Origin of the sequence: Lysinibacillus sp. Bpr_S20, assembly GCF_023337835.1 — a bacterium.
Lineage (GTDB): Bacteria > Bacillota > Bacilli > Bacillales_A > Planococcaceae > Lysinibacillus.
Window position 1 is genome coordinate 98,920 of record NZ_JALNLQ010000005.1, and the last position, 17,993, is coordinate 116,912.

Here is a 17,993-nt window from a genome sequence, read left to right on the forward strand (position 1 = left end):
TATCATTAGGTTGGAGATGAGAGAAAACCATTGATATATAAGGGTTGAACAGGGCACAGAAAAGTCTGTACCCCAATTTGTACCCCAAATTCATCTAATTATGGATTTTTTCTCGTTATCCACCTGTTGCAAACTGATTCATTAATTCAATTGATTTTATTTCGTCTTTTTCAAACGAGTGAACATATTCTTTTAGAATAGTATTTGGATCATCACCTAAAATCTTTGCAACAGTTACAAGTGTTTCTCCGCGTGAAAGTAAAATAGAAGCTACGGTGTGTCTTAAACCGTGAGGGGAGATTCTTCGTAATCCATATTTATTACAAATCATATTGATTGCATCCTCAACATAAGTTAATCCAATCGGACGACAACCTTGACGTGAAATAAATACATAGTCAGAATCATCATGTTTCAAACTTCGTTCCCATTTCTTCTTAATACACCACGCTTTATACTTCTTTAATTGGACATATAATTCATCATTCATACTTATTTTTCGATAACCGTTATCACTTTTGGGTGGTCCAAGACCTGTGCGTGTCCGTGCTTTATTAATGATTATAATCTTGTTTTTAAAGTCAAGATCGTCCCATGTTAACCCCATCATTTCTCCTTTACGCATTCCGGTCATTGCTAAAGTCAAAATAGACGAATAACGAGTAGTAGGGTCATTTTCTTTAACACATAATAAGAATTCCTCTAACTCTTCTTCAGTATAGTAGTTTTCTTTATCACTTGTTGGAGCAGCACTAAAGTCCATTTTTTTAAAACGGTCACGAATAAGAATTTCTTCTTCGACTGCATAGGAAACAGCTGATTTAAAGACCCTAAATACTCCTTGGACTGTTGGGCGCATTAATCCATAAGAGACTAGCTTATCAATTAGTTCACGTTGAAGAGTCATTTTTGTGAGTTTTTGAAGCTTGTAATGACCAATAAGTGGGTTAATGTGATTTTTATAAGATTCTTGGTAATGCATATAGGTACCAGGACGCCATACTTTTTTCTTCATTTCGAACCATACTTCCATCCATTGAGCAACAGTCAGATTGGCGCTTTCTACAAATCTATCATTTCCATCAAGTACATTAGCTTTTATCTCTATTAACGCTCGTTCAGCAGATTGCTCAGTATCAAATCCTAACATTGATTTTTCTTTTCGTTTCCCAAAACGATCATAATACTTGTAGCGAAAGGAAAATTTCTTTTTGTTATTTGTATCTTTGTACCAGTAAATACAATCTTTTTTTGTTTTAATCATTTTATGTCTAGACATTTCGATTACCTCCATAATTAACACGGGCAGGCGCAATTAATGTAGGATAATCAGATGGCATCACTCCTTTCATTTTTGAGAATGTATGTTCTTGTTTTATGTATTAAAATAGCCCCTTAAATTTCAGTTCTGCTAATTCCACAGGAACATTATGTAAGGTAGCTATGTCATAGATAGTCATTTGATTGTGTGAATCAAACAAACTTTCATCAGGGATTAATAAGTATGCAGCGAATGTATTTGCTTCACATTCAATTTTATCAATCGAAAACAATGTGTTTTTGCGCATAAATGGTGTATTTAACCTTGGGTGTAATATCGCGTGTCCTAATTCATGCGCACAAACAATTCTCTTCCATTCGTCACTAAGATTACTATTAATAACAATGTATTTATTCCGTCTATCATATTTATAGTAACCTCTAATTTCTTTATGTAAATCATATTCAATAACTTGAATGTTTAAATATTTTGCTAGTTTGAATGGGCACGAAGTATTATACTTTTTAATTTGTTTCGCAATAAGTGTTTTTATCCACATTCAATCACTTCATTTCTTAATCATTTCGTTCTATACTGGTTATTATAAGTAACTTAGTAGGGGGCGGATACGCTTGTTATGGTACAGATTTCATTACAATCACTTTAAGTAAAGAAGAAGTAATTGCCATAACAGAAGGTTTACAACGTGCGCTTTGGTATTCTGAAGAAGGAAACCCGTACGGTGATACATTAGCATTGAGTAGAAAATTACATGCTCAGTTCGAACTGCTGTCTAATCAATTAAAGCAAATAGGATAAATCTTCAATAACAGAATATAGATGATCAATTGTTGCTTTTTTTACTGGGTCTGAATTAGTATGAGCATTAGAATTTCTAATTGCCTTTAAGCTATCAACAGAAGCAGAAAGTCGATTTGATAATACTTTTTCACGTTTTAACACAGCTAATGAATCCTTGATGTATGTATTTTGAGGTAAATTAGCCTTGGTCTTTGCCTGTATTAACAAACGCAAAATATTTTCCAAAGCAATTCCTCCAGTTGCAGCAGCAGCTAAATATAAACCAGCATTATATGCCTTAATTGACTCCTCAAATTCGTATCTGAATGAGGGGTTATTTACTTTTGAAAGGATGATTTCTAAATCTATTACATCAAGTGCCACTTTAGGTGCTAGGAGGGCATTTAAGCTTTTATAATATTCATACTGACTTGCGTGGCTATCAGCTGTAGATATACCATTGCTTTTTGCTTCTTCAAAAAGATTTTGATGATAGGATTCTTTAAAGAAGTCTCCGCCAATATATTTAAGAAAAGCAAAATATTGTGTATAGTCTAAAAAGCTATCTATCTGTAATTGTTCTTTTATAAATTTAATCTTTAGTTTTTCTGGATTTTGGCTAAATTCATAATTCTCTTGTGATGGAGGAAGGGTAATGAATTCGTCTCTTTCAGAACGAGCAATAACTACGTAACTATTATGTTCACTTAAAAGTAAACATAATTTTATAGGTTCCATATAAATGAAAGTGTCACCTTGGTCATTGTATTCATCTAAATATAATTCATTTACACGATCCCTATAACTTTCTAAGAAAGGTTGAAAAATAATTTCATACCCTTTTTTTATTTCATCATTTGAAATATTGAATTTAAAGTCATTAAGCATAGCTCCCCTTAACCTCCTAAAAATTATTCATCCTCACGATACTTCTTAGGTGCATATTTCTTATTAATTCGTTGCGTTTGTCTAAAAATGTGCTCCATCGATTCAATTAGTGATTCTTTCGCTTCCTCTGACATTGGTTCACCATCAAAAGCAAGGCCATCACTATTTTCGATTTCAGCACGGAAACTTTCTAAGCGTTTAGCAATGTCACGTTCTTCTTTAGAAAGTGGTTGTGAGCTATCTGTTCTACCTAGTAAGTAATCAGAAGTAACATCAAGTTTTTCGGAAAGTAGTGCAAGCATTTCATTAGAAGGTGTGCTATATCCGTTTTCATAGTTGCTAATCGTACCTTTAGTAGTTTGGAGTAACTTCGCTAACTGTTCTTGAGTTAATTTTTTAGCTTTTCTAGCAGCTTTCAATCGTTGTTTAATCATGGTTTCACCACCATCTTTTATTTATAAATGTACAAGTAAATTGTACCACCTTGTCGATGCTATGTTTAGTTTTGAAAATAAAGTACAAAAAAATCATACTTTTGTATTGACGTATGAGAATCTTGTTGTTAGTATAAAAGTACAAGTTGCTCATACGGTTTGGGGGGTGATAATATGAAAAACTTGAATTTAATTAACGCACGAAAAAAGAAAGGACTTACACAAACAGAGTTAGCTAAACTTTTAAAGTGCGCAAGTAAAGCAACTGTATCCAATTGGGAAACTGGTTACTCTAGACCCCGTTTAGAAGTCGCTATATTGATTTCGAAAATACTCGATGAAGATGTAGCGTTTTTATTTGGGTACAACATACAAGAATCTTGTACAAAACGATTGGCATAGGAGGTTTTATCTTGAATCAATTACAAGTTATCCATGAACAGGTTTTACTAACTAAAAATTTCAAATTGTACGGAACTTTCGAAAAACCATTATTTTTAGCTAAAGATATAGCAGTATGGATTGATTATGATGTCTCTTCATTAAATAAAATGTTAGCCAATGTAGATGATGAAGAAAAGCTACTCGGAACATTATTCCGGGCAGGACAAAATCGAGAAACATGGTTCTTAACAGAGGATGGTTTATATGAAGTGTTAATGCAATCACGCAAACCAATCGCTAAGCAATTCAAAAAACAAGTCAAAAACATCTTAAATGAAATTCGCGTCAACGGTGGCTACATTGTTACTGATGAAAATGACGATGAAGCATCTATTATGGCAAAAGCATTACTTATTGCTAATAAAACAATCGAAAATAACAAGAAAAAAATTGTTGAACAGCAACTAATTATAGATACTCAAAAACCGAAAGTGTTGTTTGCGGAAGCAGTTCAGGCAAGTCATACATCAATTTTAATTGGAGAGTTTGCCAAAATCCTAAAGCAAAATGGTGTAGATGTTGGGCAAAAACGTCTATTCGAATGGCTTAGAGAAAGTGGCTATTTAATCAAACGTAAGGGATCTGACTATAACTCACCGACACAAAAATCGATGGAATTGGGACTGTTTGAAATTAAAGAAACGCCAATCCATCACAATAGTGGTGAAATAAGCATCAATAGAACTTCAAAAATCACAGGTAAAGGACAAGCCTATTTTAGTAATAAGTTTTTAAATAAGGCGGTGGCAATGTGATTGGAACGGCTCCTAGTGAAAGTACAGTAATTAAAACCTTATTTGAAATGTCAGGTATCACAAAAGAAAAAATCACGTCCGAACTTCGTGAACTCATTAGCGAAACGGCTAGACATGAAATTTTATTTTGGGATATCGAGGACATTATGAGAGCAACAACTTTTAAGAAAACGTTCTTAGAAGAACATATCTTATGTGATCCACGTATTAAGCAATATGAAAGACAACGTGGGTTTAAAGGAAAACGAGTCTGGTTATATGAACCGACAGCAAAAACGATAAAGAACATCATTATGAATGAATGGAATTAAACAAAAGCACGGGCAGGTGCAATTTAATAGGAGAGGTTGGGGCAAATCAACCTCTTATCTTTATATTAAGTTAACCTGGAAGAAATATCTAATCCATCATAGACTAAGTCCATTATCGACTATATGGAGGAATGAGAATTATGGGAGTATTATCACTCGATTTTACAAAAGTATTAAAGAAGTTTCGTGAAGAAGCAAAAATTTCACAAGAAGAAATGGCGGAAGAGCTAAATATAACACAATCGCATGTTAGTAAATACGAGTGTGGTCGTAAAGTTATAGATTTAGAGACATTTATGCGCTGGGTTCAGATAACAAACTGTGAGGTACAAGCTGCAGCAATTTTATTTGGTACAGAGGTATGCGCTCAAGCAATAAATCTTTTACAAACAGTACCAATGTTTATCGGAGGTTTCTTCAATTGGATGCTTTAACAAAGTTAAATAATCAAATACAACGTGAACAGGTATGCATAGATGATCTAATGGCAGAAATCAAAATACATGTACAAAAAGGGCAAATCAACATAGCGATACAACGAGACAAGGACCTACATAATTCGTTGAAACAACTAGAAAAACTACATGAGCAAAAACGGTTATGGATAACAGTTGAAGTTTTAAATAGGCGCGGAGTTCTAGCGAAGGTGGTGAAGAAAGTTGTGGAAATGGCTTGATAACTATTTTTACTTGCCAGAAGAAGATGTACCAGAATCACACAGAAAATTTTGTATCGGTGCCGCAATAACAATGTTAGTTTTCGGACTACCAGTGATCATCACATGCTGGCAATAAAAAAGCTGCTTAATCAAGGCAATGATTAAACAGCGAACAACATATACAAATCAATTATATCACAAATTCAGACGTTTGCGAGTGTTATCTCGCTCTCGTCAAGCAGTTTGCAAATGGTTGGTTAGCCGTTTCCTCTAAGGAATTTGCAAGCTGCTTGATGGGACAACCATCAAGCAAGGAAAACGAAAATAAAAAGGACTACTGTTCCAGCAGCAGTCCTAAAAAGAAATTTACAAAATAATTACTTAGCATTTTACGTCAATGTCTTAAAAAAATCAAATAGGAGGTACGTAAATGAACAGTCAAGTAAAGCCAATGAGCTTAGCTCAAAAACTTGTAGAGATCCGTCGTAATATTGGTAGCTTTACCAAAGATGCACAAAGTTACAACTACAGCTATGTTTCGAATTCGCAAGTGTTATCAAAAATTCAACATACTATGAATGATTTAGGTGTTTTATTGATTCCTAAAGTACTAGATCAACAGTTTAAGGAACATCCATATAAAGATAAATACGGTAAAGATAAATTAGATTTTATTGTATATGGGAGCATGTCATACGTCTGGATGAATGCAGATGATCCAAAAGATACTATCGAAGTGCCTTTTTATTATACAGGTGCTCAAGATGATGTTTCTAAAGCATTTGGAAGCGGACTGACATATAGCGAACGCTATTTCATTATAAAGTTCTTCAATTTGCCAACAGATGCTGATGATCCAGATGCACGTAATACAGGTGGCCGTTCGCAAAGCTACGGTCAAGGTGGCAATAACCAACATCAAGGTTATCAAAAACAAGAAAGATCACAACATAATCAGCAAAATCAACAGGGGACGCAAATGCAACCAATGTCTCCTGAACAATACGAACAGGTAAAAAAGGCATTGAAAAAAGCTGCAACAATTTTTGGAGCAGATAATCAAGCGGTTTATAACGGGGCACTTCAAGCATGCAAAATACCTGTTAAAAATTCTAAAATGCTAACTGCTAAAGAGGCTAATTTGGTTATTAATTATTTGCTTTCGATTAAGCCTCCACAAGCGCAATGAATGTGCCGAATAGGGTTCTTTTACCTCAATGGATTTTTGACCAAGCGCAAGGGAATAAAGATGAATTAAGACGTTTAGTGCTTCAATACATGCGACGCTATCCGAATTACAAAATTATTAAAGTAAGTGGTAGTTTTGCTGTTTGTGAGCGCTTAGACGGATTTTTATAGGAGGGTCAACGATGGAGAGTAGAAGCATCGTAAGAGTAGAAAAAAATAAGGATTATACAGTTATAAACAACACGTCCATCCAAGATACAAGGCTAAGCTGGAAAGCTAAAGCGATACATGTATTTATGCTTTCCAAACCTGATAATTGGACTTTTTATAACGAGGAGATGCAGCAATGGGCAAAAGACGGCAAGGACTCGTTTACAGCTGGATTAAGAGAGCTGCAGAAATATGGATATGTAAAAAAAGAACGCCGTCGTATTGAAGGTGGGAAGTTTGATTACGTAACAATTGTTTACGAAGTACCGTATATGGATTTACCGCATACGGAAAACCCGTCAACGGAAGAACCGCATACGGGAAAACCGTCGACGGATAAACCGTTAACGGAAAACCCGCAACTACTAAGTACTAATATACCAAGTACTGATTCACTAAGTACTAAATCATTAAATGATGATGATAAGGGACCTGCTTACGCAACATCAGAAAAGCAAACCGCTCCTCCAACACAAAATGCATTTGCGTTTTATGAGCAGAATCATTTTGGTGCATTAGGTTCTTTCATCATGGACAAAATTGACGCTTGGATTAATGACATGTCAGAGCCGATAGTTATACACGCTATGAAGAAAGCGGTTGTGAACGGCAAAACTAATTGGGGATACGTCGAAAAGATATTAAAAGACTGGTGGAGTAAGAAACTGTTCACGATTGAGGCGATTGAAGCTGAGGACTTGCGCTGGAAAGATCAACGTATTAAAGCAACTCAACAACAGAATAGACCGCAAAGAACTTATCAGCCGAAAAGACGTGAAGAAGTGGTTCCTGAATGGTTTAAAAATAGAAATAACAATTCCGCTCCAGAGCCCGAAGAACAAACGATACCTACAGAACAAGTAGACTTCGAAGCAGAGCGACAAAAAATATTAGCCATGCTAGATAGGGGGCATAAGGATTGTGAACAAACACAAAAAAATTCGTAACTTTATGATTAAATCTCTACAAGCAAAAGGTCAATCCATTGATAAGATGACCGACAGAGCTTTGCTAAAAGCCATTACAAAACATTAATTAATCGGGGTGAACAGAAATGAACGGACAAATAGAGCCAGTAAAAGTAAGTGAAAAGGTCTTTGAGGCTTTGGAATTTGCAAAAAGTAAAATCGAGTGCCAACTCGCGAATGACTGTATTGATTATGCTGAATTGAGTCATGCAGAACGCGAAGAAAAAGTTTTTGAGGAAATGGTAGAGCAGTATACGAGTGATGTAGGATTTCGTCACTTTTATGAAAGCGAGTTAGCCAAATGTTTACATGATCTATCACTACGACAATTTGTACGAGCGCTAGATTTTGGCTATGAGATTGATCGAACACCAGAGGAACAAGTTGCAGCGTATTTCAAAATGATGGGGCGTTCACAAGAAGAAATAACAGCAGAAGAACTAAACGAAAACGACATGACATCTTCACTTTCGGAGGCTCAGGCAGCCATATTAGCAGTTTTCGGCATTCTAGGTATTGAGATCAAGGGAGTGAATAAGTAATGGCTCCAGTTAAATCAGTACCATTCCGCATCGTAACAAAACCTAGAAATGTACAAGTTGGTGAAAGAATTGAATTTGAAGAAAACACAGCACGTATTACATCCATCAAAAAAATTGAGTTTTTACCAGGTGATTGTATGGCCGTTGTGGGTCTGTGTAAGGAGGTTCATGCGTGATGACAAATGAGGAAGTAGCAGATCGTATAAACCAACTTATTAGTGAGTATCAGTTACCGCTTCCAGTCCTACAAGACGTACAAAAGCGGTTAAGCGATAGCAATTGTCCACACTATGCAATGCAACAGCTTAGGTACCTTGAAAATAACATTCACGCAGGTATAGCTACTAAAAGGGAGGTTTCAAAATGATAAATCGTGTCGTAATAGTTGGCCGTCTTACAAAAGATCCTGAGTTACGTTACACACCAAATGGAGTTGCCTCATGTCGATTTCAAGTGGCAGTAAACAGGACATTCCAAAATCAACAGGGCGAACGTGATGCAGACTTTATTAACTGTCAGGCATGGCGAAAGCAAGCTGAAAGTCTAGCAAACTATCAACGAAAAGGTAATTTGTTAGGGGTTGAAGGTCGTATCCAAACCGGAAGTTATGAGGGGCAGGATGGTAAGCGTGTATACACTACTGACGTTGTAGCGGATAGTATTCAGTTTTTAGAACCACGGAACAACTCGGGAGGGCAGCCAAACTCACAACAACATTCTGGACAACCAAATAATTATCAACAACAACAATCACCACAGCCTCAATATGGTGGACAGTCTTTATCCAATAGCCAGTCCACTTATAGCGGTGGTCAACCACAACAACAACAACAATTTGGTGGATCAATGCCGGGACAAAATGCATTTAGTAACAATCCGTATCAGCAAAAACAACCACCGATGAATCAGCCTAACTCTACACGAATAGATGAAGATCCATTTGCAAACAGCAGAGGACCCATAGAAGTGTCAGAGGATGATTTGCCGTTTTGAGGAGGTATATAGGTGTTAAAAGTTACTAGAAAACCAGCTAATGTCTACTTGGATTTAAATGATTTATACGAACGCTACTCTCCGGCTTCAACAATTTTCTTTGCTGGGGAGGCGTATGAAAGAAAATCTATATTATCAAGTCGTGATTCTATCATTCATGTTTTTTAGATGCGAAAAAGAGCTCCATACCCTAAAAATTCACATGCACAATGGCTTCCCATATTGGGTCGAAGGTGTTTATGAGGTACTGAATGAGTAGTTGTAAAAGATGTGGCCGTAGATTACGGTCACAAAAATCAATTGATAACGGTATGGGGCGTCAATGTAAGAAAAAGACGAAGCAAGAAGCGGAGGATGCTGAGTTTTTAAAAATACAAATGACTATTTTTGATCCTGAGTTTTCATGTGGAGGTGTTATTGATGCAAGGCCGCTGCATACAGGCACCTGAAAAGTCCAACCTTGTAGAAGGTGAAATATACTTTTTGTTTCCACATGGAGGTTTAGCTTATAACGTAAGTAAGTTTTCTCGCCCTGGGTCTCATTTTGGAACGTATCAGAAAAGCCGTTTTGAAGTCATTTCAGAGGACGCTACAGAAGTGGAGGAAAAACACGATGAAAAATATTTAGCGCGTATCGTGAAACCACCGTCGCACTTTTACCTAGTAGGAGAGGAATATATTATCACTGAACCAGATGAAAATGGATATTACAGTGTATTTTTTAAAAACAACGCTATTTCGTTTCTACTTGTTAGTTTCAGGAGATATAACAAAATATATCTCCTTCCTTTCGAAGTGCTTCAAACGAGCTGGGAAATAGCTAAAAACGGCGGTAGGAAATCAATACCATATAAGACCTTTGAAAATGAAGGCATAGAAGTTAAATCAAAGGATGGATATACACTGCACTACTTGGATGCGTTGGAGGTATGATGCGTGAACACAGTACTCAAGGAAGTAAGAAAACGCAGAGCAAAATTAATTATCAACAAGATCACATATTCTACTTTGGTTGCAAAGGTTGTCCGAAACGCCGAGCTTATAGACCTTCTCAAAAATGCAGAGGTTGCAAAACTTATAGGCAACTACGGAGCATCGGGAAAGAGCTTGAGCAGATAAGTCGTATGCGTAGGTGGGCTAAATGAAGATTTGAAAGAAATTGTTCAGTAAAGTTATTTATCTTTTTGAGGTTTTACAAAGAATGAAATGAAAATAACAAAAACACCAATAGAAATGTATATTAGTGCAACAGAATTATTTGGAATAGATGAATTGTATTCGAAGGTACCTGATACTCTGCTCCATCCACGTGAAAATAAAAAGGTGCCTAAAAAAAATATGATCCATCCAAATGTAGACATTGTTTTCATCGTATAACAACTCCTGATATTTGGGTTAATAACTTATATAAGGATAACATAATTAGGTAATTTTTGAAAATATGGATTGATTTAATTACTGCACAATTATGAGAATTAAACGAAATACTGAACGACATAGAAAAAGGAAATAGACATATTCGTCTATTTCCTGTTCCATAGCTTTTAATTTTGCTTTATGTTTGGCTTTTGGAATCGAGTGATACTGCTCATATCGACACATTCTACAAGAGCAATGAATTTTACCTTTGCTTAATCTACCGCGTACAGGCATGTATTCCCTATCTTTTAACCAAACATCTTTTAAAATAGTCCATTTCTTTCGAATAATTTGCTCTCTCTGATGGCGAATATAGGCTTTTGAACGATTTTTCATAAATATCAGCTCCCTTGAGAAACCCAAGCTTGTAGAGAAATCAAGGGATAATACGGCTCTCCCTACAAGCTTGGAATGTAGCTGATATATTGGATCAATTGATTCATAGCATCATTCCTTTTCAAGAAAAAGCCGCAGCGTTTGCAGGCGCTACTGCTAAGAATTGGTTTATGCCCTTTGACGGTGCTTACAGCTTCATTATATCACACCGTAGGAGGACAAACCTATGAAACAAGGGCAAATTAAAGTAACTAAAGAGAATTTACTTCAGTGGATTGAAAATTATCGATGGATGGTTGAAACCATTGAGGAAGCAAGACAGTCAGTAGCGAAGGTTGATAACTGTAGCTACATAGGGGCTAAAACAGCAATGTATGGTATTGAGGCAACATTACCAAAAGCAAGCGGAGGTACGAGTGATCCAGTATTTACAGAAGTACAACGTCGTGTTTATTCGCTAAATTATCGTATTAAGGAATATGAGCAAAAAATTGCAGAGGTACAAAAACGCATTCCTAATGTGATTGGCGATAGAGAAGTTGAGGTTCTTCATAGACTGCTTAACGGAAATAGTATGCGAGCAATCGGGAAACACATGGGGTTATCTAGTACAACAATATTCAGGGTAAGAAATAGTATTTTAGAACAAATGTCAAAGTAGCTGAAAGGCTACTTTTTATTCATTAAAAATCAATAATTTTACGGTATTTAATAAAATTTAACAAATATAGTTAATTAATTTTGAGTTATATATTAGAATATAACTATACAAATAATCTATTGGAGGTTTATTAAATGGCAGAACCTATTGTTATTTCGTCTATTAATATGAAAGGTGGGGTTGGGAAAACTACAACTACTATAAATATCGCCGATACTTTAGTTAGACATTTTGGAAAAAACGTATTGGTGGTTGATATGGATCCACAATTTAATGCGACACAAGCATTATTTACAAAATATCAAACAATTGAAATGTATGAAGAGTTAAGAAAAGAGGTAAAAACAATTGCGAACATTATTTCGAATAGTACTGGAAGCGGAGTAGCACAAGAAACAAAAACATTTTCTCATGAAGAGTTAGTGGTTGAATTATATAGGCATCAAACAGGAAACAAATTATACATAATACCTGGTGATTTAGAGTTAATCGCTTATGAATCTAGTAGGAGAGGTTCAGAAAAAATAATTTCTAGTTTCTTTAGAAAAAATATTTATGAAAATTATGATTTAGATTATATTTTAATAGATACACCAGCCACTTATTCAATCTATTCTCAAGCATCTCTAATAGCTTCAAAATATTATATAGTGCCTATAGCTCCAGATGTTTTTTCTACACTGGGCTATTCACTTCTACATAAAATTATGGGGAAGGATCTAACATTAGAAGATCATGAATTAGAAAATTTAGGTATAATTTTCACTTTAGTTAAAGAGGATAAACAAAGAAGGACTGCAATTCAGGAATCTTTTAAGGAAAAACCGCAATTTGGTACGAAAATAACAGAGTATGAATTGATAAGAACAGGTAAATTAGAAACATTGATGTATGATATGGACTTCTCGCGAGATGAAATAATACGACTTTGTGATGAGCTTATTAGAAAAACAAGTTAAAAAAAGAGAGGTATTGAAATGGATATAAAAAAAGAATTTATTAATATTAATATCTCTAAAAAAAATTCGGAGATAGTACTCCTACTTAGCGCAGCTGTTTTAAGTGAAATAATCCTTGATAAAGAAGCCTATTATACAAAAAATCCAGATTTAAAATCTTTTACTGTAGAAATTCTTGAGAAAGATTATGGAGAATATTTATTTAATGCTAGGCCAGCACTTTTTGCTAGATCAGTAAAGGATCTGAGGGAGCACCAAAAAAAGGATATTGAACAATTTTTGAAAATAGCAAAAAATATCCAAAAATTCCTTGTGAATAATGTTGAGAAAGACAAAAATGACAAAAATAAACCGAATAATGATAAAGAAAAGAAATCGAATAGCAATAAAAATGTTATCGATGCTTGGAGAGCGGTTATAGAATCATAAAAGTGGGTTGATGGAATGTCTATAGAAATTAAAAAAAATTGGGAACGGGATTTTGATTCATATGAATTATTTTTAACAGAACGTGGTTATTTTACAAATACAGAATTAAAAAGCTATTTCACTAAAATCTATCAAAAAATTTACTTGTACACTACACTAACAAGTTCAATTTGTGATTTAGACAAGCGTAGTAAAATTCAGCAATTCTTTTTTGAATGTAAGAACAATATGATTATAAGTTTTGATTTAGCAAATCTTAATTATATAAATGCTTCAAAGCAAATACTAAGATCTTGTATAGAATCTTTATTCAGACTTTCATTAGGTATTAGTAGATACATTGAATATCGTGAAAACAAAAAGAAAGGTATTTATACAGCTACTGATAGCTTAAAAAACCTAAAAAGCATGCAAGATAGTCATAAAGTAGGTAAGTTAACACACTTTGTAATTGGCTATTTTTCTGAAACACCAGTTAATGAAAATATGAAACAATTATATGATTTGTATTCAAAATTATCTGGAGCAGTTCATGTGAATGATAAGGATAATTTCACACCACATAAATACTTATTAGATTACAATATTGCTAATAGAGAACACATCGAGCCGCATTTAATAAATTTTGAGATAGTAATAAATAATGTGATATTTATCCTATATTATTTTTCTTTTTATCTATATGACGAAGGAGTTCATTTGCACAAAAGAGATTTATTAGAATTCGAAAAAACATTAGAAGAAACAAATGTTTTAGAAGAGATAGAGAAATTCTTTGAATAGCATACATATTTCGATTATATGTAACAGATGTAACAAAAGGAACAAATGTAAAACATGTATGATAGTTTGTGATAGAAAAATTGTATTGTAAACTCGGAGGTAGGTCGGTACGGTGAGGTTTTCCTCACTTGGTATTTAGGTAACAATTAATTACCAGGACAGACCGACCGACGACTGACCCGCGCCTCATAAACTTGTTCGAGGCAAGACATACATGGCCGGCTCAAATTTTTTAAGAGATTAGATATCTTAATTAATATAAAAGGCTAAATATTTACAATCATTTCCACAAACTCTTTTTTGTTGTATGATAAATAAAATGAAATTTAAAGAGGAGTGAGAAAGGTATACTGAAAATCTTACAAATTGTTTTTGCAATTATAGGTATCTCTCTCTCATCTTATGGACTTATCACAGGTGATTACCAGCTGAATTTCCTAATGATATTCTTTTTAGGTTTATTTGGCCTAACTTTAGGAATTAAAGAATTTCAAAGAGAGAGAAAAGTTTATGGTTGTTTAATGATCGGGCTATTTTTATTTTCAGTATATGTTTCGATTCAAAGTTTCATATGGATCTAAATAATAAAGGAGTGGTTTTATGTGAACTTCGTCCACTTTCCATAATTCAGTCAAACTTACTAAAGTAACAAAGTGCACGGAAATGCACTAACACAATTCGCTTTACAAATATAACTCTACAACTAAATATTTTACCGCAGTAGACGAGCCTTACACCTAGTTTATGGTAAAATTAAGAAAACATACAAGAGAAGGAGTGAAAACAATGAAATATTCAGTATTTTTATCTGATCAAGGGAAAACGTATGAAGATAAAATTGATAATGTAAGTGTAGTAGATTCAAATGATCATAGTTATGTAATGTATGATAGCGAACAAAATATTTTGTATATTGCTCCTATCGCTAAAGTAATTGCTATTACTAAAATTGATTAATTAAGTCCTTCATTGAAGGGCTTTTTCTTTTGCTTTGAAAACTGCATCAAACAGCCAAAACGCTTAGCGAAGAGAGGGAAGAGTTTGGTGTGGTTTTGAAAGCAAAAAGTTATTACAAAATTTTCATCTCCTGGTTTATGATTTACTGGGGGGGATTGTATGGAAAGTAAATTTGACATTTTAATAGGAGAACTATTCGAAACTATTAAAGATACTGGTGGAGCAATAAAGAATGTTACAGATAATGAGTTATTTGTAGCTGCTACATCACTGTTTAAATTTGTTGATGTAGGGATCAAAGCGAAGGATTTGGCAAGTCAATGGAAATTCGAAAAATTTTTAAAAGGTTTTACAGCAACAGCCCCAACGGAAAAACAATTAAAAAAGTTGAAAAAATATATCGATTCTTCAATAAGAGCTGAATTTATTGCTGACACATTTAAGAAGGTACTTTTAAGCAATTCTTCTAAAGCTTGTTTGATAATGGGAACTATTTTAAGCGAGATAGTAGATAACGAGAAAGAAATTACACATAAACAATTAATTTGTATAAATGCATTAAGTCAGTTTTATGATATCGATTTAAAAAATCTCGTATTGTTAAAAGACTTCTCTGATACGTGGGTAGATGATTACAGAATTTCAAAAACCGATTCGAAATTAAGAGTTATTGCAAATCAATATGAAGTTGATTTTGATGGAGTATTGATTACATTGGATAAAGCAGTTAATCTTCAACTTTTAAAAAAATCATTTAAAAATATTGAAATTATAATGGATGTTGAATATCAAAAAATTGAAGAGTTATATTTATTTAATTTTATAGGAGAAGAACTAATTAGATTGATAGAGCGAGTAGAAAAAATGAATTAACTAACATCCTTCGGGGTGTTTTTATTTTGCCATGAAAAGTGAGTATCGAGTAGAGCTTCTCCTCTTTTGGCTATTCGGTAATTTCTTTTGAGAGTGAAATAATTGAGTCAAAATGTTATTACATTTTTCCCTTATATTAGGTTATGGTTTGGTGGAGGTGATGATATGACAGTTGATAGAATTAGTCATGAAGAGTATATAAATACAAAAAGTACTCAAATTAAACTATGTGATAACAATACAGAAAAAGAATTAATAGAATTACTGGATGGGCAATTTCAACATGTTGCAGAATCAATTTTTGAAAAAGATATTAAAAAAGTAAGTAATGGATGGGAATATGCTGGCTCCAGGTTTTATTATATTTTAGGTGACAAAAAAATAAAATTAAATTATTTAATTAATTGTGTTAATGAAGCGAGATATGAATTTGTCATTGAAGATAACTCTTGGAAAATATCTGACCTTAAAAATAAAAACAGTTTGGTTATTCTAACGTTTGGTGAAAACGATAAAACTATTGAAAATTTTTTAAATGAGGCAAAACAATAGTAGAGTATTTTTTATTTATGGGTTAATTCAGCTAACATACTAGAATGGATACATTTTCGAGGTACCATTTATTAAAATTAGAATGCTGCAAATTACAGATTTAAAAAATTGATTGGATATTGGAGGATTTTATGACTGTAGGGGTTTTTCGTGAATTTTTTTACAATGAAAGATTAGATTTTAAAGAGCTAAATAGAGATACTATTGTAATCCTAGATACTAATACATTATTAAATATTTATCGTTATTCAAATGAAACTCGGGCTAAGTTAATTACTGCTATTAAAAGCATACAAAATAATATTTGGATGCCTTATCAAGTAGGATTAGAGTTCAACTTAAACCGTAGAAATGTTATATCAAATTTAAACAGGGAAAAAGAAACACGGAAATCTGAAATTGAAAAAGTAATAAATGATTCTGTTATACCGTTACAACAATCGGTTAGAGCTGTTAGTTTGAAAAGTACAGATGCTAATCTTCAAAAAAAAGAGATTATAGAATTTATAGAAGAAAAAACAACAAATCTTAAGAACGAATTACAGAGACAAATAGACGAATTATTTGAGATGGTGGATATAAGTGAAGATTTGGCGTCTGAAATTGCTACAATTTTTGACGGTCATATAGGTGAGTGTTATACACAAGAACAGTTAAATGAAAAGCTTAAGGATGCTAAAGAAAGGTTTGAAAATAAATTACCTCCAGGATATAAAGATGCTAATAAAGTTGAAATAACGAATTATAATGGTATCAGATTCGAAAGAAAATATGGAGATTTAATTGTTTGGCATCAAATACTAGATAAAGCTAGTGATGAAAATATAAAAAAAGTAGTAATAATTACTGATGATAATAAAGAAGATTGGTGGTTTAAGTCTGGAGGAAAAACAATTGGACCAAGAGCAGAATTAAAAAACGAAATGTTACGGATAGCAAATGCAGATTTGTATATGCTTAATGCTAACAGTTTTTTGAATAATTTGGTTTCAGAGGAAGACACAAAGGACTTAATTTCTACTGAGAATAATATGGAAGAGACAGATGAAGAAAAATTAATTTGGCTCGATTTACCACAAATTAGAGGGGATTCCGAAGAATTATCTGAAGTTGAAAAAGTGAGAGACAAAAGAGATATAAGATACAAGTCATTTAAACATTCATTGTCTGACTCAGAAATGTCTAGTACATATACTAGAAAAGAAAAAATAATGCATGAATTAGGAAGTATAAATTCTGACATTAAATTGTTACAAGGAAAAATACCATATAAAAATATAGAAATTGATTCTCTTTCAAGTAAAATAAATAGTATGGTTGAAGATACTCAAGAAAAAAGAAAATTAGCGGAATATGTCCAAAATTTAATTGTTAGTAAAGTTGATTTGGAAAGTCAAATTGATAACTTGCAAATTAGAAGAAATGAGCTTTTTAGAGAATTGCTTAAATTAGCAGAAAGTGAAATATATACTGCTTATTAACTTAATGATTGAAATGATTTGAAAGACTAAATTGAGTCAAAGTTGATTTTTTTCAACTTTGGCTTTTTTTCTGTAGGGCCCGCATGAACG

At 33.4% G+C, this 17,993-nt stretch carries 30 protein-coding genes; 25 read left to right on the forward strand and 5 right to left on the reverse strand.

Annotated elements, in window-relative coordinates:
* Positions 1 to 115: 115 nt before the first annotated feature.
* From MWJ95_RS14215 to MWJ95_RS14230, 4 genes are all read right to left on the reverse strand, one after another.
* The gene (locus MWJ95_RS14215; RefSeq protein ID WP_249106180.1) at positions 116 to 1,279 is read right to left on the reverse strand and encodes a site-specific integrase; all 1,164 of its coding nucleotides are present in this window, start codon (positions 1,277 to 1,279) and stop codon (positions 116 to 118) included.
* A 103-nt stretch (positions 1,280 to 1,382) separates the two neighbouring features.
* On the reverse strand, positions 1,383 to 1,820 hold the full coding sequence (locus MWJ95_RS14220) for an ImmA/IrrE family metallo-endopeptidase (protein ID WP_249106181.1): 438 nt from the start codon (positions 1,818 to 1,820) through the stop codon (positions 1,383 to 1,385).
* A gap of 242 nt (positions 1,821 to 2,062) precedes the next feature.
* Positions 2,063 to 2,950: a hypothetical protein gene (locus MWJ95_RS14225; RefSeq protein ID WP_249106184.1), complete on the reverse strand. Its 888-nt coding sequence runs from the start codon at positions 2,948 to 2,950 to the stop codon at positions 2,063 to 2,065.
* A 23-nt stretch (positions 2,951 to 2,973) separates the two neighbouring features.
* Positions 2,974 to 3,384: a helix-turn-helix domain-containing protein gene (locus MWJ95_RS14230; RefSeq protein ID WP_249106185.1), complete on the reverse strand. Its 411-nt coding sequence runs from the start codon at positions 3,382 to 3,384 to the stop codon at positions 2,974 to 2,976.
* Positions 3,385 to 3,558: 174 nt separating this feature from the next.
* On the opposite strand from MWJ95_RS14230, the gene MWJ95_RS14235 reads away from it, so the two are divergent.
* The 16 genes from MWJ95_RS14235 (at position 3,559) to MWJ95_RS14310 (ending at position 10,830) form a co-directional block, all read left to right on the forward strand.
* Entirely contained in the window at positions 3,559 to 3,786 is a 228-nt protein-coding gene (locus tag MWJ95_RS14235; RefSeq protein WP_249106187.1) for a helix-turn-helix transcriptional regulator, read from the forward strand.
* A gap of 11 nt (positions 3,787 to 3,797) precedes the next feature.
* Positions 3,798 to 4,583, forward strand: a complete 786-nt coding sequence (locus MWJ95_RS14240) for a phage antirepressor (protein WP_249106189.1) — start codon at positions 3,798 to 3,800, stop codon at positions 4,581 to 4,583.
* The gene (locus MWJ95_RS14245; protein WP_249106192.1) at positions 4,580 to 4,894 is read left to right on the forward strand and encodes a hypothetical protein; all 315 of its coding nucleotides are present in this window, start codon (positions 4,580 to 4,582) and stop codon (positions 4,892 to 4,894) included. The genes MWJ95_RS14240 and MWJ95_RS14245 overlap by 4 nt, the downstream gene beginning before the upstream one ends.
* 140 nt (positions 4,895 to 5,034) lie before the next feature.
* Positions 5,035 to 5,328, forward strand: a complete 294-nt coding sequence (locus MWJ95_RS14250; RefSeq protein ID WP_249106194.1) for a helix-turn-helix domain-containing protein — start codon at positions 5,035 to 5,037, stop codon at positions 5,326 to 5,328.
* Positions 5,316 to 5,570 (forward strand): hypothetical protein, encoded by a 255-nt coding sequence (locus MWJ95_RS14255; protein WP_249106196.1) that lies wholly within the window; start codon positions 5,316 to 5,318, stop codon positions 5,568 to 5,570. The genes MWJ95_RS14250 and MWJ95_RS14255 overlap by 13 nt, the downstream gene beginning before the upstream one ends.
* Positions 5,571 to 5,982: 412 nt before the next feature.
* The gene (locus tag MWJ95_RS14260) at positions 5,983 to 6,741 is read left to right on the forward strand and encodes an ERF family protein (protein ID WP_249106198.1); all 759 of its coding nucleotides are present in this window, start codon (positions 5,983 to 5,985) and stop codon (positions 6,739 to 6,741) included.
* A gap of 181 nt (positions 6,742 to 6,922) precedes the next feature.
* Positions 6,923 to 7,897 (forward strand): DnaD domain-containing protein, encoded by a 975-nt coding sequence (locus tag MWJ95_RS14265; protein WP_249106201.1) that lies wholly within the window; start codon positions 6,923 to 6,925, stop codon positions 7,895 to 7,897.
* A 107-nt stretch (positions 7,898 to 8,004) separates the two neighbouring features.
* A complete protein-coding gene (locus MWJ95_RS14270; protein ID WP_249106203.1) occupies positions 8,005 to 8,460 on the forward strand; it encodes a hypothetical protein in 456 nt (151 codons plus the stop codon).
* Positions 8,460 to 8,636, forward strand: a complete 177-nt coding sequence (locus tag MWJ95_RS14275; protein WP_249106205.1) for a hypothetical protein — start codon at positions 8,460 to 8,462, stop codon at positions 8,634 to 8,636. Before MWJ95_RS14270 ends, MWJ95_RS14275 begins: the two co-directional genes overlap by 1 nt.
* Positions 8,636 to 8,827, forward strand: coding sequence for a DUF6877 family protein (locus tag MWJ95_RS14280; RefSeq protein ID WP_349294148.1), 192 nt, complete (start codon positions 8,636 to 8,638; stop codon positions 8,825 to 8,827). The genes MWJ95_RS14275 and MWJ95_RS14280 overlap by 1 nt, the downstream gene beginning before the upstream one ends.
* Positions 8,824 to 9,453: a single-stranded DNA-binding protein gene (gene ssb / locus MWJ95_RS14285; protein ID WP_249106208.1), complete on the forward strand. Its 630-nt coding sequence runs from the start codon at positions 8,824 to 8,826 to the stop codon at positions 9,451 to 9,453. The genes MWJ95_RS14280 and ssb overlap by 4 nt, the downstream gene beginning before the upstream one ends.
* A gap of 12 nt (positions 9,454 to 9,465) precedes the next feature.
* Positions 9,466 to 9,621 carry a hypothetical protein gene (locus tag MWJ95_RS14290; RefSeq protein WP_249106210.1) on the forward strand — a complete coding sequence of 52 codons (156 nt, stop codon included), beginning with the start codon at positions 9,466 to 9,468 and terminating at the stop codon, positions 9,619 to 9,621.
* An 83-nt stretch (positions 9,622 to 9,704) separates the two neighbouring features.
* The gene (locus MWJ95_RS14295) at positions 9,705 to 9,902 is read left to right on the forward strand and encodes a DUF6011 domain-containing protein (RefSeq protein WP_249106212.1); all 198 of its coding nucleotides are present in this window, start codon (positions 9,705 to 9,707) and stop codon (positions 9,900 to 9,902) included.
* Positions 9,874 to 10,386 carry a Holliday junction resolvase RecU gene (locus tag MWJ95_RS14300; RefSeq protein ID WP_249106214.1) on the forward strand — a complete coding sequence of 171 codons (513 nt, stop codon included), beginning with the start codon at positions 9,874 to 9,876 and terminating at the stop codon, positions 10,384 to 10,386. The genes MWJ95_RS14295 and MWJ95_RS14300 overlap by 29 nt, the downstream gene beginning before the upstream one ends.
* A 3-nt stretch (positions 10,387 to 10,389) precedes the next feature.
* The gene (locus MWJ95_RS14305; protein WP_249106216.1) at positions 10,390 to 10,572 is read left to right on the forward strand and encodes a hypothetical protein; all 183 of its coding nucleotides are present in this window, start codon (positions 10,390 to 10,392) and stop codon (positions 10,570 to 10,572) included.
* 87 nt (positions 10,573 to 10,659) lie between these two features.
* Entirely contained in the window at positions 10,660 to 10,830 is a 171-nt protein-coding gene (locus MWJ95_RS14310) for a hypothetical protein (protein ID WP_249106219.1), read from the forward strand.
* A 78-nt stretch (positions 10,831 to 10,908) separates the two neighbouring features.
* Here the strand turns inward: MWJ95_RS14310 and MWJ95_RS14315 are convergent, their stop codons facing one another.
* A complete protein-coding gene (locus MWJ95_RS14315; protein ID WP_249106221.1) occupies positions 10,909 to 11,208 on the reverse strand; it encodes a hypothetical protein in 300 nt (99 codons plus the stop codon).
* Between the two features lie 226 nt (positions 11,209 to 11,434).
* On the opposite strand from MWJ95_RS14315, the gene MWJ95_RS14320 reads away from it, so the two are divergent.
* From MWJ95_RS14320 to MWJ95_RS14360, 9 genes are all read left to right on the forward strand, one after another.
* Positions 11,435 to 11,869 carry a LuxR C-terminal-related transcriptional regulator gene (locus tag MWJ95_RS14320; RefSeq protein WP_249106223.1) on the forward strand — a complete coding sequence of 145 codons (435 nt, stop codon included), beginning with the start codon at positions 11,435 to 11,437 and terminating at the stop codon, positions 11,867 to 11,869.
* Between the two features lie 134 nt (positions 11,870 to 12,003).
* Complete coding sequence (locus tag MWJ95_RS14325) at positions 12,004 to 12,828, forward strand: ParA family protein (protein ID WP_249106225.1); 825 nt, start codon at positions 12,004 to 12,006, stop codon at positions 12,826 to 12,828.
* Positions 12,829 to 12,846: 18 nt separating this feature from the next.
* Entirely contained in the window at positions 12,847 to 13,257 is a 411-nt protein-coding gene (locus MWJ95_RS14330) for a hypothetical protein (RefSeq protein WP_249106226.1), read from the forward strand.
* 15 nt (positions 13,258 to 13,272) lie between these two features.
* Positions 13,273 to 14,040, forward strand: coding sequence for a hypothetical protein (locus tag MWJ95_RS14335; protein ID WP_249106227.1), 768 nt, complete (start codon positions 13,273 to 13,275; stop codon positions 14,038 to 14,040).
* A gap of 440 nt (positions 14,041 to 14,480) precedes the next feature.
* Positions 14,481 to 14,621 carry a DUF3953 domain-containing protein gene (locus tag MWJ95_RS14340; RefSeq protein WP_249106229.1) on the forward strand — a complete coding sequence of 47 codons (141 nt, stop codon included), beginning with the start codon at positions 14,481 to 14,483 and terminating at the stop codon, positions 14,619 to 14,621.
* A gap of 205 nt (positions 14,622 to 14,826) precedes the next feature.
* Positions 14,827 to 14,997, forward strand: a complete 171-nt coding sequence (locus MWJ95_RS14345; RefSeq protein WP_249106231.1) for a hypothetical protein — start codon at positions 14,827 to 14,829, stop codon at positions 14,995 to 14,997.
* A 159-nt stretch (positions 14,998 to 15,156) separates the two neighbouring features.
* The gene (locus MWJ95_RS14350; protein WP_249106232.1) at positions 15,157 to 15,870 is read left to right on the forward strand and encodes a hypothetical protein; all 714 of its coding nucleotides are present in this window, start codon (positions 15,157 to 15,159) and stop codon (positions 15,868 to 15,870) included.
* Positions 15,871 to 16,035: 165 nt separating this feature from the next.
* Positions 16,036 to 16,422, forward strand: coding sequence for a hypothetical protein (locus MWJ95_RS14355; RefSeq protein ID WP_249106234.1), 387 nt, complete (start codon positions 16,036 to 16,038; stop codon positions 16,420 to 16,422).
* A gap of 131 nt (positions 16,423 to 16,553) precedes the next feature.
* Positions 16,554 to 17,903: a PIN-like domain-containing protein gene (locus tag MWJ95_RS14360; RefSeq protein WP_249106236.1), complete on the forward strand. Its 1,350-nt coding sequence runs from the start codon at positions 16,554 to 16,556 to the stop codon at positions 17,901 to 17,903.
* The last annotated feature ends 90 nt before the right edge of the window (positions 17,904 to 17,993 follow it).

Excerpts from the sequence above, each read along its gene's own strand:
- MWJ95_RS14215 (WP_249106180.1), bottom strand. The coding sequence starts at position 1,279 with ATGTCTAGACATAAAATGATTAAAACAAAAAAAGATTGTATTTACTGG.
- MWJ95_RS14220 (WP_249106181.1), bottom strand. The coding sequence starts at position 1,820 with ATGTGGATAAAAACACTTATTGCGAAACAAATTAAAAAGTATAATACT.
- MWJ95_RS14225 (WP_249106184.1), bottom strand. The coding sequence starts at position 2,950 with ATGCTTAATGACTTTAAATTCAATATTTCAAATGATGAAATAAAAAAA.
- MWJ95_RS14230 (WP_249106185.1), bottom strand. The coding sequence starts at position 3,384 with ATGATTAAACAACGATTGAAAGCTGCTAGAAAAGCTAAAAAATTAACT.
- MWJ95_RS14235 (WP_249106187.1), top strand. The coding sequence starts at position 3,559 with ATGAAAAACTTGAATTTAATTAACGCACGAAAAAAGAAAGGACTTACA.
- MWJ95_RS14250 (WP_249106194.1), top strand. The coding sequence starts at position 5,035 with ATGGGAGTATTATCACTCGATTTTACAAAAGTATTAAAGAAGTTTCGT.
- MWJ95_RS14260 (WP_249106198.1), top strand. The coding sequence starts at position 5,983 with ATGAACAGTCAAGTAAAGCCAATGAGCTTAGCTCAAAAACTTGTAGAG.
- MWJ95_RS14265 (WP_249106201.1), top strand. The coding sequence starts at position 6,923 with ATGGAGAGTAGAAGCATCGTAAGAGTAGAAAAAAATAAGGATTATACA.
- MWJ95_RS14270 (WP_249106203.1), top strand. The coding sequence starts at position 8,005 with ATGAACGGACAAATAGAGCCAGTAAAAGTAAGTGAAAAGGTCTTTGAG.
- MWJ95_RS14275 (WP_249106205.1), top strand. The coding sequence starts at position 8,460 with ATGGCTCCAGTTAAATCAGTACCATTCCGCATCGTAACAAAACCTAGA.
- MWJ95_RS14280 (WP_349294148.1), top strand. The coding sequence starts at position 8,636 with ATGACAAATGAGGAAGTAGCAGATCGTATAAACCAACTTATTAGTGAG.
- ssb (WP_249106208.1), top strand. The coding sequence starts at position 8,824 with ATGATAAATCGTGTCGTAATAGTTGGCCGTCTTACAAAAGATCCTGAG.
- MWJ95_RS14295 (WP_249106212.1), top strand. The coding sequence starts at position 9,705 with ATGAGTAGTTGTAAAAGATGTGGCCGTAGATTACGGTCACAAAAATCA.
- MWJ95_RS14300 (WP_249106214.1), top strand. The coding sequence starts at position 9,874 with ATGCAAGGCCGCTGCATACAGGCACCTGAAAAGTCCAACCTTGTAGAA.
- MWJ95_RS14310 (WP_249106219.1), top strand. The coding sequence starts at position 10,660 with ATGAAAATAACAAAAACACCAATAGAAATGTATATTAGTGCAACAGAA.
- MWJ95_RS14315 (WP_249106221.1), bottom strand. The coding sequence starts at position 11,208 with ATGAAAAATCGTTCAAAAGCCTATATTCGCCATCAGAGAGAGCAAATT.
- MWJ95_RS14320 (WP_249106223.1), top strand. The coding sequence starts at position 11,435 with ATGAAACAAGGGCAAATTAAAGTAACTAAAGAGAATTTACTTCAGTGG.
- MWJ95_RS14325 (WP_249106225.1), top strand. The coding sequence starts at position 12,004 with ATGGCAGAACCTATTGTTATTTCGTCTATTAATATGAAAGGTGGGGTT.
- MWJ95_RS14330 (WP_249106226.1), top strand. The coding sequence starts at position 12,847 with ATGGATATAAAAAAAGAATTTATTAATATTAATATCTCTAAAAAAAAT.
- MWJ95_RS14335 (WP_249106227.1), top strand. The coding sequence starts at position 13,273 with ATGTCTATAGAAATTAAAAAAAATTGGGAACGGGATTTTGATTCATAT.
- MWJ95_RS14340 (WP_249106229.1), top strand. The coding sequence starts at position 14,481 with ATGATATTCTTTTTAGGTTTATTTGGCCTAACTTTAGGAATTAAAGAA.
- MWJ95_RS14345 (WP_249106231.1), top strand. The coding sequence starts at position 14,827 with ATGAAATATTCAGTATTTTTATCTGATCAAGGGAAAACGTATGAAGAT.
- MWJ95_RS14350 (WP_249106232.1), top strand. The coding sequence starts at position 15,157 with ATGGAAAGTAAATTTGACATTTTAATAGGAGAACTATTCGAAACTATT.
- MWJ95_RS14355 (WP_249106234.1), top strand. The coding sequence starts at position 16,036 with ATGACAGTTGATAGAATTAGTCATGAAGAGTATATAAATACAAAAAGT.
- MWJ95_RS14360 (WP_249106236.1), top strand. The coding sequence starts at position 16,554 with ATGACTGTAGGGGTTTTTCGTGAATTTTTTTACAATGAAAGATTAGAT.